This window comes from Oerskovia enterophila, assembly GCF_001692445.1.
Classification (GTDB): Bacteria; Actinomycetota; Actinomycetes; order Actinomycetales; family Cellulomonadaceae; genus Oerskovia; species Oerskovia enterophila.
In genome coordinates, this window is record NZ_MAQA01000043.1 from 1 (window position 1) to 14,532 (window position 14,532).

General features: G+C 72.9%; 11 protein-coding genes. 5 read left to right on the plus strand and 6 right to left on the minus strand.

Annotation, left to right across the window (positions count from 1 at the left end; genetic code table 11):
- The first annotated feature begins 198 nt into the window (after window positions 1–198).
- The 3 genes from OERS_RS15410 to OERS_RS15420 all read left to right on the plus strand — a co-directional run bounded on the left by OERS_RS15410 (window position 199) and on the right by OERS_RS15420 (window position 2,954).
- On the plus strand, window positions 199–798 hold the full coding sequence (locus OERS_RS15410; RefSeq protein ID WP_056649184.1) for a hypothetical protein: 600 nt from the start codon (window positions 199–201) through the stop codon (window positions 796–798).
- Window positions 799–1,323: 525 nt separating this feature from the next.
- Window positions 1,324–1,944, plus strand: coding sequence for a DUF47 domain-containing protein (locus OERS_RS15415; protein WP_056649187.1), 621 nt, complete (start codon window positions 1,324–1,326; stop codon window positions 1,942–1,944).
- A gap of 5 nt (window positions 1,945–1,949) precedes the next feature.
- Window positions 1,950–2,954, plus strand: coding sequence for an inorganic phosphate transporter (locus tag OERS_RS15420; RefSeq protein ID WP_056649191.1), 1,005 nt, complete (start codon window positions 1,950–1,952; stop codon window positions 2,952–2,954).
- Between the two features lie 209 nt (window positions 2,955–3,163).
- Here the strand turns inward: OERS_RS15420 and OERS_RS15425 are convergent, their stop codons facing one another.
- The 5 genes from OERS_RS15425 to OERS_RS15445 all read right to left on the minus strand — a co-directional run bounded on the left by OERS_RS15425 (window position 3,164) and on the right by OERS_RS15445 (window position 10,345).
- Entirely contained in the window at window positions 3,164–4,117 is a 954-nt protein-coding gene (locus tag OERS_RS15425; protein ID WP_068626776.1) for a PDDEXK family nuclease, read from the minus strand.
- Between the two features lie 476 nt (window positions 4,118–4,593).
- Entirely contained in the window at window positions 4,594–5,619 is a 1,026-nt protein-coding gene (locus OERS_RS15430; protein ID WP_082848671.1) for an NUDIX hydrolase, read from the minus strand.
- A complete protein-coding gene (locus OERS_RS15435) occupies window positions 5,616–7,949 on the minus strand; it encodes an RNA degradosome polyphosphate kinase (protein ID WP_083201519.1) in 2,334 nt (777 codons plus the stop codon). The genes OERS_RS15430 and OERS_RS15435 overlap by 4 nt, the downstream gene beginning before the upstream one ends.
- The gene (mshD, locus tag OERS_RS15440; RefSeq protein ID WP_068626779.1) at window positions 7,946–8,944 is read right to left on the minus strand and encodes a mycothiol synthase; all 999 of its coding nucleotides are present in this window, start codon (window positions 8,942–8,944) and stop codon (window positions 7,946–7,948) included. The genes OERS_RS15435 and mshD overlap by 4 nt, the downstream gene beginning before the upstream one ends.
- Window positions 8,945–9,046: 102 nt before the next feature.
- The gene (locus OERS_RS15445) at window positions 9,047–10,345 is read right to left on the minus strand and encodes an alpha/beta hydrolase (RefSeq protein ID WP_068626781.1); all 1,299 of its coding nucleotides are present in this window, start codon (window positions 10,343–10,345) and stop codon (window positions 9,047–9,049) included.
- Window positions 10,346–10,520: 175 nt separating this feature from the next.
- On the opposite strand from OERS_RS15445, the gene OERS_RS15450 reads away from it, so the two are divergent.
- Complete coding sequence (locus OERS_RS15450) at window positions 10,521–11,834, plus strand: NAD(P)-binding domain-containing protein (protein ID WP_248948609.1); 1,314 nt, start codon at window positions 10,521–10,523, stop codon at window positions 11,832–11,834.
- A gap of 196 nt (window positions 11,835–12,030) precedes the next feature.
- Window positions 12,031–13,497 carry an MFS transporter gene (locus tag OERS_RS15455; RefSeq protein WP_083201520.1) on the plus strand — a complete coding sequence of 489 codons (1,467 nt, stop codon included), beginning with the start codon at window positions 12,031–12,033 and terminating at the stop codon, window positions 13,495–13,497.
- 238 nt (window positions 13,498–13,735) lie between these two features.
- Here the strand turns inward: OERS_RS15455 and OERS_RS15460 are convergent, their stop codons facing one another.
- Window positions 13,736–14,398 carry a GNAT family N-acetyltransferase gene (locus OERS_RS15460; protein WP_083201524.1) on the minus strand — a complete coding sequence of 221 codons (663 nt, stop codon included), beginning with the start codon at window positions 14,396–14,398 and terminating at the stop codon, window positions 13,736–13,738.
- Between the last annotated feature and the right edge of the window lie 134 nt (window positions 14,399–14,532).

The window sequence follows — 14,532 nt, forward strand, 5'->3', positions numbered from 1 at the left end:
GGCTCCTTAGTTGCTGCAAGCAACGATACTCCGTGGTGGTTGCTGAGGGCAATAGTTGCAGGGGGCATCTTTTGGGGGCGTGGTGGGCGCGGTGGTGGAGACGTGCGCACCTGCGCGAGCCCCGCCGTCGGGCCCCGTGCGTACGATCGAGAGGTGAGCGAACAACCGACCCCCACCCACCGCCCGCGCCGCCCCGCGATGCTCGACCCGCGCGACGCCGAGGAGCTGCCCGGGGAGATCGATCCCGCGCTGCGCGACCAGATCGCCCACACGACCGCCGCCGCGATCGTGCACGGCGCCCGCGCGTCCGAGGACCCCGAGGTCGTCGACCGGCTCATCCGCCTCGTCGAGACCGAAGGGCTGGACGTCGTCTCGGGCCTCTGGGCCGACTCGGCCCCCGCGACCCTGCCCGGCGCGCTCTGGCGCCTGTACGTCCTGCGCGAGTGGGTGCGTCGCGACCCCGAGACGGTGACCCTGCGTTACCGGCTCGGCGTCGACGCGGCCCCCGTCCAGGAGGTCGTCGCCGGCGTCGCGAGCCCGCCCGGGCCTCAGGACGTGCGCGAGCTCGCCGACGCCGTGCTCTCGGGCGTGTTCGCGGGCGACCTCGCCGTGGCCCTCGAACGAGCCGCCGCGTTCTGCCGCATCCTCGCCACGGGCGCCGCGTTCGACGCCGACACGCGCGAGGTCGCCGACCCGGGCTCCGCGCTGCGCATGACGCGCGGCGCCTCGTCGCTGCTGCGCACGGCCGAGGAGCTCGAGCATGCCGCCGCGCTCTGGCGGGCCGACAGGCTCGACTGACGCTGCGCCGTCGGGCGCGCGGGCGGTTCCGGTCGGGGCACGCGCGGCGCCCGTGCTCCCGAGGCGTCCCAGACCTCGCCCGGCCTCTGCTCGGGAGGCGCGGCGGTGCTCGCGCGGTGCCGTCACCAGCCGGTTCGGAGGCTCCGGCCGAGCGGGCGTAGGATGAACGACGACGTCGGGTCGCGGTAGCCCCGGGCTCCAACATCAGCCGCTTCGAGCGGCCTTCGCGCCGACAGGCGCTCCCGGCCCGGCGTCGCCCCCCACCACGACGTGAGCACCCTTTCGCCCTGCCTTGACAGGGCTCCTGGGGGCTGCCGTCAGGCCGCCCGAGCGATTGAACGTTCAGGCGACAGTTCGGTTACATTTGACGGGCGTTAGGGATGCGTTAACGCGCACCTCGAGCGCTCCTCACCACAGCGTCACCTTCCAACAGAACACCTGTGACATCCGGGTGGCGATCGCTCTGAGCGGTCGTCATCTCGCCTGTGAAAACCCCACCAGCGTCCAGCCCTTCCGGAGCCTCCCGTGCGCTTGCGCCTCACCCCGCGCGATACCTCGTTCTTCGACCTTCTCGCTGACTCCGCGCAGCACCTGGTCACCGGGGCAAACCTTCTCGCCGAGCTGCTCGGCGCAGACCGGCCCACCCGCAAGGAGCTCGCCAAGAAGCTGGCAGAGACCGAGCACCTGGCTGACGACGCGACGCACACGATCATGCGACGCCTCAACCAGACGTTCGTCACGCCGTTCGACCGCGACGACATCTACGGCCTCGCCTCCGCGCTCGACGACTGCATGGACTACATGGAGGAGGCCGCGGACCTCATCGTCCTGTACAAGATCGACGAGCTGCCCGCGCGCGTCTCCGAGCAGGTCCAGGTCCTCCAGCGCGCCGCCGAGCTGACCGCCGAGGCCATGCCGCGCCTGCGCTCGCTCAACGACCTCGCCGAGTACTGGGTCGAGGTCAACCGCCTCGAGAACCAGGCCGACAAGATCCACCGCAAGCTCCTCGCCGAGCTCTTCGACAACGTCGCCGACCCGATCCTCCTCATCAAGCTCAAGGAGGTCGTCGAGATCCTCGAGCAGGCCGCCGACGCGTTCGAGAAGGTCGCGAACACCGTCGAGACCATCGCGCTCAAGGAGTCCTGAGCTCCGTGGAATTCGCTCTTGTCGTCCTCGTCGTCGCGCTCGCGCTGAGCTTCGACTACACGAACGGATTCCACGACGCGGCCAACGCGATCGCGACATCCGTCTCGACGCGCGCGCTCACCCCGCGCGCTGCTCTGCTCATGGCCGCGGTCATGAACTTCACCGGCGCCCTGCTCGGGACCGAGGTCGCAGAGACCATCGCGACCTCGATCGTCGACCTCCAGGACGTGCCGTCGCACACCGCCCTGGTCGTGGTGCTGTGCGCCCTGGTCGGGGCCATCGTCTGGAACCTCATCACGTGGTGGTTCGGGCTGCCGTCGTCCTCGACGCACGCGCTGATCGGTGGCCTCGTGGGCGCCGGCCTCGCGGGCGGCCTCGCGATCTACGGCGCCTCGATCGTCGACAAGGTCGTCCTGCCGATGATCTTCTCCCCGATCGTGGGCTTCGGCCTCGCGTTCATCGTCATGGTCGGTCTGCTGTGGGCGTTCCGCCGCGCGGCCCCCTCCAAGACGACGCGCCGCTTCCGCCTCGCGCAGACCGTGTCGGCCGCGGCCATGGCCCTGGGCCACGGCCTGCAGGACGCGCAGAAGACCATGGGCGTCATCTTCATGGCTCTCCTGACCGTCGGCTGGGCCAGCCCCGACGAGGGCATCCCGCTGTGGGTCAAGCTCGCCGCCGCGGCCGCGATCTCGGCCGGGACGTACTCGGGTGGCTGGCGCATCATGAGGACCCTGGGTCGCAAGATCATCGAGCTCGACCCGGCGCGCGGTTTCGTCGCCGAGTCGGTCTCCGCGATCGTGCTCTACGTCAACGCGTTCGCGCTGCACGCACCGGTCTCCACGACGCACACCATCACGTCCGCGATCATGGGCGTCGGCGCGACCAAGCGCCTGTCCGCGGTGCGCTGGGGCGTCGCCAAGAACATCGGCATCGCGTGGGTACTGACCATCCCGGCAGCCGCGCTCGTGGCCGCGATCATGTACTGGATCCTGTCGCCGATCCTGCTCTGAGGCTCCGCCTCGCCCGTGCGCGTCGCCAGGACCAGCGTGACCTCGAGGTCACGCTGGTCCTGCTGTTTCCGGGGGATCTGTTGTCAGAAGTGAGCCGGGGGATACCCCGGTGTGCTTCTGACAGCTTTGCTGGTGATGGGGCCTGACCGACGTTGCGCTGCTTGGTTGTCAGAACTGAGCCGGGGGATACCCCGATGAGCTTCTGACAACTACGCGGAAGTCTCCTGCGTTGCCGACCCGAGATGGTGCCGGAGGATGTCGTAGACCCGGTCCGGTTCCAGCCGGACGGCACCAGCGGGGACCCGGACGACGATGTCCCGCCTGCTCGCGTCGAGCTCGGCCGTGCGCAACAGGTCCTCGTACCAACGGTCCGGGTCGCTGTGGCCGATCCCGTCGACCTCGACGACCAACCGACGCCCGTCGCGGAGCCGCCACTCGGCGTCGAGGTAGCGCTGGCGTCCCTGCGAGTCCTTGCGTCGCGCCTGCCGTTCAGGGGCGGGCAGGTCGCGTTCGCGGCAGAACCTGATGAAGTCGATCTCGGCCAAGGACTGCGAGCCGCCGGCGATGTCGACGAGCGAGGTGCGCATGATGCTCCGGAAGCGGACGGCGCCCACCCGATCGAGCTGTTCGAAGAGCTCGTCGGTCGTGGCCAGCCCTTGCTGCACCGTGGCGGCGAGCAGGCCGACCGCGGTGCGTGGGTGGCGTTGCCAGGCGGCCGCGTCGACCGCGGCACGCTGTGCTGTGTGGACGGGGAGGCCGAGGAACGGGCGGATGTCCTCGGGCGCCGGGCGGCGAGACTCGTGGACGACGACGGCGGGGACGCGTGGGGGCCGCGCCCCACGAGCGACGACGATGTGGATCCCCGGCCGAGTCCAGCCCGTCAACCCGCGCATCGACAGTGCGGACCACGAGCCGATGGCGACCGTCCCCTGTGCGCTCAGCACCGCGACCCACCGCCGGGCCGGCTCGGTGACGGGGCCGTTGTGAAGCAGCACGACGTCGCGGGTTGCGAGCGTCCACCGTCTCGCTGCCAGCTGTGCCCTCACGTGGTCCCAGGAGACGCCCAGCCCCCGCAGCTGCGTCCGGGTCACCACTCCCTCCTGGTAGTGGTTGATCCGGTGCAGGCCCGGGACTGACTCCAACGCGTCCGACGTTCCGCTCATGCCGGGGATTCTTGGCGTCCGCGACGTCGGGCGTCAGAGGGCCACCGTCGTCTGTGGACAGAGGACGGTGGGAGTGGGCGGTGCACGCCGTCGAATGGTGCGCTGTCGCCGCTACCGGTTGTCAGAACTCGCCCGGGGTATGGCCCGGCTCAGTTCTGACCACGGGAGCGGGTGAGCCAGGGGTGTTTGGTTGCTCCGCCGCTCGGCGTGAGTTGTCAGAGTTTCCCCGGGGTATGGCCCGGCTCAGTTCTGACAACACAGCGGTGGCTGTCACACGTGCTTGGGTCTCGACCCAGCCTCCGACCCCAGCCTCCGAGCCCCGAGCGCCTGCGCCTTCGAATCGATGAGCCCCCGGGTCCTCGAGCTCCCGGGTCCCCGGGTCCCCGAGTCCGGAGCGCCGAGGCGTCAGAGCGAGCCCACGCCCCAGGTCCTCCAGGCTTCGACACGGAGACCGAGCTCACCACCACCGGCCCGCCTCAGTGCAGCGGCGGCGCGACCTTCTCCGCCGCGAGGACCCTCGGACCCTTGGGCGTGTCCGCGACGTGCGCCACGAGCATCTCGCCCGGCTCCAGGAACGGGTCCCGGGTCGGCAGGGCGTTCGCCACGGGGCGTCGCGAGTGCTGCCCCAGGACGTCGAGCACCGTGGGCAGCACGGGTCGGTGCGTGCAGAGCACCGTCGACCGCTCGGACTCGAGCAGCTCCCGCACCGTGCGGGCGACGCGCGAGGGCGACCGCTCGTGCTGGGCCTCGGACAGGTGGTCGATCGAGATCGTGTCGAGCCCGGCCGCCTGCGCGTAGGGCGCGATCGTCTGCGCGCACCGGTCCCACCGGCTCGTGACCACGGTGTTGACCCCGTAGGCGGCCAGCACCGGGACCAGCGCGACGGACTGCGCGTGGCCCGCGGGCGTGAGCGGCCGGTCCTGCTCGGCCCCGTGCCACGCGGCCCGGGTCACGGCCTTGCCGTGCCGGGCGATCACGACCACGCGGGTCGAGAGGCGACCGTGCGTGTACTCCTCGACGAGGGCGGCGAGCGGCCCGCGGTCGGCCTTGCGCGTCACGCGGCGCGCAGCCTCCTCGACACCGAGCCACTCGGTCGCGTCGATCTCGTCGGGCGACACGGGAGGCACGGGGGCGCGCGCGGCGAGCGGTCCGGCGTCGCGCACGCGCTTGGCCTGCTGCGCGGCCCAGTAGTGCACGCGCTTGACCCGGCCCTCGGGGGTCAGGTACTGCAGGCCGGGCAGCGGGACTCCGAGGATCACGGGCTTGCCCGTCTCCTCGGCCACCTCGCGCACGGCTGCGGTCTGGAACGTCTCGCCCGGGTCGAGCTTGCCCTTGGGCCACGACCAGTCGTCGTAGCGGGGCCGGTGCACGAGCCGCACCTGCAGCTCGCCGTCGCGCACGCGCCACACGAGCCCGCCGGCCGACTCGATCACGGGGGCGTGCGGGACGTGGGTGGGGCCGAGGGTGTCCACGAGCGGGGCGAACGAGGACGGAGAGCTCATTGACCCATGCCCAGACGACGGCGTTGTCGGGTGATGAGGGTGGACTGGATGTCGGTCAACGGGCCGTCGGGTCCGGTCGCGTGCCGCACCCACGTCCCGTCCGCCTGCAGGTGCCACGACGCGGTGCCGCTGTCCATCGAGATGTCGATGAGGTCGAGCAGGTTCGTGATCTGGTCGGGGTCGACGAGCCGCACGAGCGTCTCGACACGGCGGTCGAGGTTGCGGTGCATGAGGTCGGCCGACCCGATGAAGACCTCGGGGCCGGACTCGGGACCGTCGGCGATGGCCGGGCCGCCCGAGTTGGCGAACGCGAAGATACGCGAGTGCTCGAGGAACCGGCCCAGGATGGACCGCACCCGGATGTTCTCGCTGAGCCCCGGCACCCCGGGGCGGATCGCGCAGATCCCGCGGACCACGAGGTCGACCTTCACGCCGGCCTGCGATGCCCGGTAGAGGGCGTCGATGATGGTCTCGTCGACGACCGAGTTGACCTTGAACTTGACCCACGCCTCGCGGCCTTCGCGGGCCGCGACGGCCTCGCGCTCGATCCGTTCGACGAGGCCCGAGCGCACCGAGCGGGGCGCGACGAGCAGGCGGTGGAACCTCGACTGGGGCGCGTAGCCGCTCAGCTGGTTGAACAGGCGCGTGAGGTCCTGGCCGACCTCGGGGTCCGCGGTCAGCAGCCCGAGGTCCGTGTAGAGGCGCGCGGTCTTGGGGTTGTAGTTGCCCGTGCCGACGTGGCAGTAGCGCACGAGCCCCTCGGGCTCCTGGCGGACCACGAGCGAGAGCTTGCAGTGCGTCTTGAGGCCGACGATCCCGTACACGACGTGCACGCCCGCCTGCTCGAGCTTGCGCGCCCAGGAGATGTTGGCCTGCTCGTCGAAGCGTGCCTTGATCTCGACGAGCGCGAGGACCTGCTTGCCGGCCTCGGCCGCGTCGATCAGGGCGTCGACGATCGGCGAGTCGCCCGACGTCCGGTACAGCGTCTGCTTGATCGCGAGCACGTTGGGGTCCGCGGCGGCCTGCTGGAGGAACGTCTGGACCGAGGTCGAGAACGAGTCGTACGGGTGGTGCAGCAGGATGTCGCGCTCGCGGATCGCCGCGAACACGTCGGTCGGGTTGGCGCTCTCCACCTCGGCGAGGAAGCGGTGCGTGGTCGGCACGAACCGCGGGTAGTGCAGGTCGGCGCGGTCCAGGTCGGCGATGAGGTTGAGGCCCGTGAAGTCGAGCGGCGCGGGCAGCTTGTAGACCTCGTCGTCCGCGACGTCGAGCTCGCGCACGAGCAGCTGGCGGATGCGGGGGCTGATCCCGTCGGCGATCTCGAGGCGCACGGGCGGCCCGAACCGCCGACGCAGCAGCTCCTTCTCCATGGCCTGGAGGAGGTTCTCGGCGTCGTCCTCCTCGACCTCGACGTCCTCGTTGCGGGTCACGCGGAACGTGTGGTGCTCGCGCACCTCCATGCCCGGGAAGAGGTGGTCGAGGTGCTGGGAGATGACGTCCTCGAGCGGTACGAACGACGTGGGGCCCTTGTCGGGGTCTGCGGCCTGCGTGCTGGGTGCGGACGGGCGGCCCCGCGAGTCGACCGCGATGAAGCGCGGCAGCAGCGGCGGCACCTTGACGCGCGCGAAGTGCTCCTTGCCCGTCGTCGGGTTGACCACGACGACGGCGAGGTTGAGCGAGAGCCCCGAGATGTACGGGAAGGGGTGCGCGGGGTCCACGGCCAGGGGCGTGAGCACGGGGAAGATCTGCTTGCGGAAGAACTTGTGCAGGCGCTCCTGCTCGCGCGTGTCGAGCTCCTCCCAGCGCAGCAGCGAGATGCCCTCGGTCGCGAGCGCGGGCTGCACCTGGTCGGCGAACACCGCGGCGTGGCGGGCCATGAGCTCGTGCGCGCGCTCGCTGATCGCGTCGAGCACCTGGCGCGGGGTGAGCCCGGAGGCGGCCGTGACGGCGAGCCCGGTCGCGATGCGTCGCTTGAGGCCGGCGACCCGGACCATGAAGAACTCGTCGAGGTTCGACGCGAAGATCGCGAGGTAGCGCACGCGCTCCAGCAGGGGCTGCTCGTCGTCCTCGGCGAGCTCGAGCACGCGCTGGTTGAACGCGAGCCAGCTCAGCTCGCGGTCGGCGAAGCGGTCGGCGGGCAGGGGCTCGGCACTGAGCACCTCCAGGTCGACGGTCCCGGTGACGGGCTCCTCCTCGGCGATGTGCTCGGCGATGTGCGCCGCGAGCTCGGGGTCGAGGGCGGGCCGGGGACGGGCGTCGCGAGGAGCCTCCGGCTGCTGGTCCGGGCGCGCGGGGGTCCGGACGCCGGGACGGACGGTGGAGTCGGTCATGGCTTCATGGTGGCATCACTCGGTGAACTTTGGGTGACGGGATGCACAGTCGGCGGGCCGTACTGCACGTCCACGGTGTCCTTGCCGAAGCCCGCTCCGAGGTAGGTGCGGGTCGCGGCGGCGTTGTCGCCGTCGACGTAGAGGACCGCGCGCTGGAGGCCCTGGCCCGCGAGGTGCGCGAGCCCGACGGCGGTCAGCACCTTCCCGAGCCCCTGGCCCTGGGCGTCGGGGTCGACGCCGACGACGTAGATCTCGCCCTCGCGCGTCGCCCCGGCAGGTGACACGGACGGGTCCGTCGGCACCTTGGTCCACAGGAACCCGGCGAGCGAGCCGTCCTCGCGCTCGAGCAGGAAGAAGCCCTCGGGGTCGAACCAGTCCTCGGCGACCCGGGCGTCGAGGTCGGCCTGGGTCAGGCGGCCCTGCTCGGGGTGATGGGCGAACGCGCGCGCGTTGACGCGGAGCCACGCTGCGTCGTCGGGCCCGGGGCGGAACGTGCGCAACCGCAGGCCCGCCGGGACCTCGGGGCGCTCCCACGTGCCGGAGCGCAGGTCGAGGCCCATCTTCCACAGCTCGCGCACCACGACGAGCCCCGCGTCGGCCGCGAACGCGCGCGCAGCGGGCAGGTCGCCGTGCGCCCACACGTGCAGCGTGCGGCCGTGCTGGCCGGGCTCGCCCGAGCGGGCGGGCAGGGTCGCGTCGCGCTGCGCGGTGCGCAGCAGCATGCGGCCGGTCCGACGGCGGCGCGCGGCCGGGTGCACCACGAGCTCGGCGCTCGCGACGTCGCCCCCGCGGTCGATCTGCGCGTACCCCGTGACGGTTCCCGAGTCGTCGTACGTGACGACGTGCGTGAGGTCCTCGTCGTCGACGCCGAGGCGCAGGAGCGGCTGCTCGGAGAGGGGAGCGACGCCGTCGGACTCGTGCGCGGCGGCGGCCAGGGAGCGGACCTCGTCCGCGGTGGCCGGGTCGAGCGGGCCGATCTCGAGGGGGGAGTGCATGGCTCCATCCCATCACGACGGGCGCACGGTCACCGACTCAGTCGTCAGAACCAGGGCGGGCTGTACCCCGTGCTGGTTCTGACGACTCATCGGTCCGGTCGTTCACGGCTGCGCGAGGTGCTCCGAGACGAACTCCAGCCCGTACGGCAGGCCCGCATGGACCATGGCCCACGTGTGTCCCTGGCCGGGCTCCTCGCGCAGCCCGACGGTCTGACCCCGTGCGGTGAGCGCGGCGGCGAGCCGGCGGTTGGCCTCGCGGTCGAACCGCGGGGCCTCCGTCCCGCCGTCGAGGAAGACCGCGACGGGCGCGGTGAAGTCCATGGTCGGGAGGTAGTGGCTGGGCGAGTTCGCGTCGAACTCCTCCTGCGTCGCGAGCATCGCGCGCCCGCCGTCGCCCGGGTCGCCGTAGGGCTCGAGGGCCATGATCGCGCTGAACGTGTCGAGGTGGCGCAGGCCCAGGTTGAGCGCGCAGAACCCGCCCGACGACGCCCCGCCGATCGCTCGGTGGTCCCGGTCCGGGACCGTCGGGAAGCTCTTGTCGACCCACGGGACCACGACGTCGGTCACGTAGGTCTCGACCTGCGCGCCGCCCGTCGTCGAGTCCAGGCACTCGGTGTCGCGCGGTGAGGGGCCGGTCCCGTTGACGTCGACCGCGACGAGGATCATGGGCTGGACGAGCTGCGCCTCGAGCAGCGTGTCCATGACGTTGGCGCTGTCGGCCGCCGCGAACCAGTCGCTCGGTTGGCCGGGACTGCCGTGGAAGAGGTAGACGACGGGGTAGCGGGTCGAGGTCGACGGGTCGAAGCCCGGCGGCGTGTAGACCCACGTGGTGCCGTCGGCCATGCGCAGGTCCGGGGCCGGCAGCGGCGTCGAGGTCACCGATCCCGCCGCCGACGAGCCCGCGCGCTCCGAGGGCTTGTCGCGATGGCTCGGCGGTGGGTCGACGATCCCCCAGCCCGCCATCGTGGTGCGGAACGCCGCAGCGTTGGGGACGTAGCCCGCGTACGCGTTGACCGCGACCGTCACGGACAGGACCACGAGGAGCCCTGACGCGACCGTCCCGACCCAGGCGCGCCACGCGCCGCGGCGGCCGGGCCTCGCGCTGTCACCGTCACCGTCACCGTCACCGGCGTCCGCGCGTCCGCCGCCGTCGGTGTCGACGGCGCTGCGCGACGCCCGACGCCGCCTGTCCCACACGACGAGCGCGGCGACCAGGACCGCTGCGGCCGCGAGCAGCCCGGCCGTCCACCAGGACGACACCCAGTCGCTGCGTCCCGCGAGCTCGCGCAGCACGGCGGGCGGCAGGGTCGGGGCGGTGTCGGGCTCGGGCAACGGGGCTGCGTCGGCCAGCAAGGACGCACCCGGCAGGGCTGCGCCGGGAAGGACGTGGAACGGGCTCACCCTCCCAGGGTGCCCGCCGCGCACAGGTTCCACCGGGCGAACGCCCAGGTGGCCGCCAAGGTGCACGGGACGTTCACGGACGTTCACGACGTGTCCCCACGCCCGCCGCCGCGCTGTGCGGCGCGTCACGGTCACGGGCCGGATGAGTCCCGCGGCCCGCGCGGTTGGTACGGGTGTGAGCACCTCGTCCGCACCGGCACTTCCGGCACTGCTTTTCGAGCAGCCTCAGCCCGTCGAGCAGTCCCAGCGCGTGCAGTCGTCGCCGGCGGCCCAGCCCGTCGACGTCGACGTCCTCGTGGTGGGCGCGGGGCAGGCCGGGCTCTCGGCCGCGTACCACCTGCGGCGGCGGGGCTTCGTGCCGCTCGGCCTCGACGGGCTCCCGTCGGCCGGGCCCGACGACGGAGCCTCCCCGGGGGACCAACGCACCTTCGTGGTGCTCGACGGGGCGCCCGCGCCGGGTGGCGCGTGGCAGTTCCGCTGGCCGTCGCTCACCATGGCGCAGACGCACGCGGTGCACGACCTGCCCGGCCTGGCCCTGGACCCGGGCGACCCGCGCGAGAGCGCGAGCACCGCCGTCGGGCGGTACTTCGGGGCGTACGAGCAGCTCAACGACCTGCGCGTGCTGCGGCCCGTCGGCGTGCGCGAGGTGCGCGACGATCCCGGGTCTGGCGCGCTGCTGGTCGAGGCGACCACGCCCGACGGACCCGTGACCTGGCGCGCGCGGACGCTCGTGAACGCGACGGGGACGTGGACCAAGCCGTTCTGGCCCTGGTACCCGGGGCGCGAGACGTTCGCGGGCCGGCAGCTGCACACGCACGACTTCGGTGCGGCCGAGGACTTCGCGGGCCGGCGAGTGGTCGTGGTCGGCGGCGGGGCGTCCGCGACGCAGTTCCTGCTCCAGATCGCGCCGCACGCGGCCTCGACCACGTGGGTCACGCGCCGCGAGCCCGTGTGGGTCGGCGGTCCGTTCGACGAGGACCGGGGGCGCGACGCGGTCGCGCTCGTCGACGAGCGCACGCGCGCGGGCCTCGCGCCGGAGAGCGTCGTGTCCGTCACGGGCCTGCCGCTCACGCCCGTGTACGAGGCGGGGATCGCCTCGGGCGTCCTGCGGCGCCTGCCCATGTTCTCGCGCGTGGTGCCCGACGGCGTCGCGTGGGACCCGGGAGTCCGTCCCGACGCCGTGACGCACCAGGGCGCGGACGTGATCCTGTGGGCCACAGGCTTCCGGGCCGCGCTCGACCACCTCGGGCCGTTGGGGCTGCGTGGGCCCGGCGGCGGGATCGTCATGGACGGGCCGACCGTGGTCGCGGACCCCCGCGTCCAGCTCGTCGGGTACGGGCCGAGCGCGTCGACGATCGGGGCGAACCGGGCCGGCCGGGAGGCGGTGCGGTCGGTGCTGCGGGTGCTCGACGGAGCTGCGTCGGTGGTGCCGAGGGGGCTGGTGGCGCCGGTGGAACCGAGTGGTCCGGTGGTGCCGGGGCCGGCGTGAGACTGCCTGCGCCGGCGGACCCTCGTGCTCTGACTGACCGATCCGGTCGTTCGAAGCAATTGGTTGTCAGAAGTGAGCCGGGGGATACCCCGGTGTGGTTCTGACAACAAGGATCGGGTGTCAGAAGTGAGCCGGGGGATACCCCGGTGTGGTTCTGACAACTCAGCGAGGGTGAGGGCGCCGATACGCTTCCGGGGTGACTCCTGAAAGCCTCCCCGGACCCGACGACCTCCCCGCCGGGGCCTCGGCGGGTGCACCGACCGGCCCCCCGGCCGACGTCCCCGTCGACCGCATCCAGCGACGGACCGTCACGGTCCTCGCGGCGAGCCAGGTCTTCGGCGGGATCGGTGTCGCGACCGGCATCTCGGTGAGCTCGCTCATCGCGTCCGAGCTCTCGGGCTCCGACGCGATCGCCGGCCTCGCGCAGACCACGGCCGTCGTGGGGGCCGCGATCGTCGCGCTCCCGCTCTCGCGCCTCGCCGAGCGCCACGGCCGACGGCGGTCGCTCACGTCCGGCTACGTCGTCGCCCTCCTCGGAGCGGCCCTCGCAGCGGCCGCGACCCTGCTCCAGACGTGGCCGCTGCTGCTCGCCGGCATGCTGCTGTTCGGCGCGGGCTCCGCGACGGGACTCGCCTCGCGCTTCACCGCGACCGACCTGGCCCGGCCCGCACGCCGGGCGACCGACCTGTCGGTCGTGATCTGGGCGACGACGATCGGTTCGGTGCTCGGCCCGAACCTCGCCGGAGCGACCGAGAAGCTCGGCCTCCTGCCCGGCCCGGTCGGGGAGCACGGCGCGCACGGCACGTCGGCAGCCCCCCTGCTCGTCGCAGCCCTGGCGTTCGCTGCGGCCGCCGCGTCCGTCTGGCCCCTGCTGCGCCCCGACCCGCTGCACGTGGCGGCAGCGCGGGCCGCCGCGAGCTCGTCCGAGGGGGCCGGCGCCCGTGCCGGGACGCCCGCGACCGGTGCCGACGCTGCCGGGGAGGCTGCGCCGTCGGGCACCGTGGACGCACCGCCCGAGGCGGACATGGTCGCCGCGCCGACCCCCGCGCGCCCCGGCTTCCGCGCCGGGCTCGTGGCCGGGTGGGCCGTGATCCGCGCGTCGGCCACGGCGCAGCTCGCGCTCGTCGCGATCGTCGTGAGCCACCTCGTGATGGTCGGGCTCATGTCCATGACCCCCGTGCACATGGGGCACGGCGGCGCGAGCCTCCAGGTCATCGGGATCGTCATCAGCGCGCACATCGCCGGCATGTACGTCCTCAGCCCGGTGATCGGGTGGGCTGCGGACCGGATCGGGCACGCGCGCGTCCTCGCGGTGGGCGGGATGATCCTGCTCGCGTCGGCCGTGGTCGTCGCGGGCGCGCCGAGCGACGACTCGGCGCGGCTCACGGTCGGGCTCGTGCTGCTGGGCGTGGGCTGGTCGTGCGGGCTCGTCGCCGGCTCGGCGCTGCTCATCGACGCGACCCCCGCGGCGGACCGGACCCAGGTCCAGGGGCTCTCGGACTTCGCGATGAACCTCGGCGGCGCGCTCGGCGGGGTGCTCGCGGGGATCGTCATCGCGGTCTCGTCGTACGGCGCGCTCGCGTGGGGCGCCGCGGTGCTGCTCGTCGCGTACCTCGTGCTGGTCGCGGGGCGGCTCCTGCGCGCGCCGCGCATCGCGGTCTGAGGCGCTGCGCGGCGGGGCCCGCTCGTCCGGGACTCCGGAACCGCGGCGCTACCGGGCTTGCCCCCGTGGCGACGTCTTGAGCGCGGCAGGGAGGTGCTCGGGGCGCCCTTGCCCCGGGCGGTCAGGACCAGCGTGGTGCAGAGGCGTCGCTCGTCCTGACGTGCGTGGTCGGACGTGCTGTGGGCACGTCGTGTCAGGACGAGCCGGAACCCGAGGGCTCCCCGGTCCTGAGGACCCGTCAGCGTGCGCCGAGCTGCTTGTAGAAGATCGTCGTCGACACGAGCGCGCCGCCCGCGACCTTGGCGAACCCCGGGATGGCGCCGACCTCGGACCAGCCCCACCGGCGGTACAGCGACTCGGCGAGGCTGCCCGTCTCGGTGTCGAGCGTCAGGAGCGAGAGCCGCTCGGCCTTCGCGAAGCGCTCGATCGTAGCCATGAGCCCCGGCGCGAACTTGTTGCCGCGCGCCTGGCGGTGGACCAGGAGCTTGACGACCTCTGCGCGGTGGGCGCCGTTGGCCTTGGACGTCAGGGCGAGCGACGCGGTCGCCACGATCCGACCCGCGTCGTCACGCCCGACCCACGTCCGGTGGTCCGGGTCCGCCAGGAACGCCGACCACCACGCCGTCGCCTGCTCCTTGGTCGGGGCCTTGACCCAGCCGACGCTCGCGCCGCCCTGGACGCAGTCGATGAGCACGTCCGCGAGGCACGACAGGTCGGCCGTCCGCGCGGCGAGGCTGTCGAGGAGCGAGAGGCCGGCGGCCGGTGCTGCTGCCGGGCTCGGTCGGCCGGGGACACCCGGGCGACCCGACCGGAGGGTGGTCCCGGCGGTCCCGCCGCGGGCGTTCGAGGAGACGAGTGCGCCACCACCGGGCGCGGGGAAGGTGAGGGGTTCGATCCGCATGGCCGTCACGGTAGCCACGGTGCGTTTCGGCCCCGTGAACGGCAGGGACTCTCCCCGTGTCGGAGGATGTGAGTCCGAGGTCACGTCCGATCCGACGGCTCGTCACCGCGCGCAGCGCGCACTGCGCGGGAAGA

Bases quoted from the DNA above. Each gene is read 5' to 3' on its own strand.
- OERS_RS15410 (WP_056649184.1), top strand. From the start codon at position 199: ATGCTCGACCCGCGCGACGCCGAGGAGCTGCCCGGGGAGATCGATCCC.
- OERS_RS15425 (WP_068626776.1), bottom strand. From the start codon at position 4,117: ATGAGCGGAACGTCGGACGCGTTGGAGTCAGTCCCGGGCCTGCACCGG.
- OERS_RS15430 (WP_082848671.1), bottom strand. From the start codon at position 5,619: ATGAGCTCTCCGTCCTCGTTCGCCCCGCTCGTGGACACCCTCGGCCCC.
- OERS_RS15435 (WP_083201519.1), bottom strand. From the start codon at position 7,949: ATGACCGACTCCACCGTCCGTCCCGGCGTCCGGACCCCCGCGCGCCCG.
- mshD (WP_068626779.1), bottom strand. From the start codon at position 8,944: ATGCACTCCCCCCTCGAGATCGGCCCGCTCGACCCGGCCACCGCGGAC.
- OERS_RS15460 (WP_083201524.1), bottom strand. From the start codon at position 14,398: ATGCGGATCGAACCCCTCACCTTCCCCGCGCCCGGTGGTGGCGCACTC.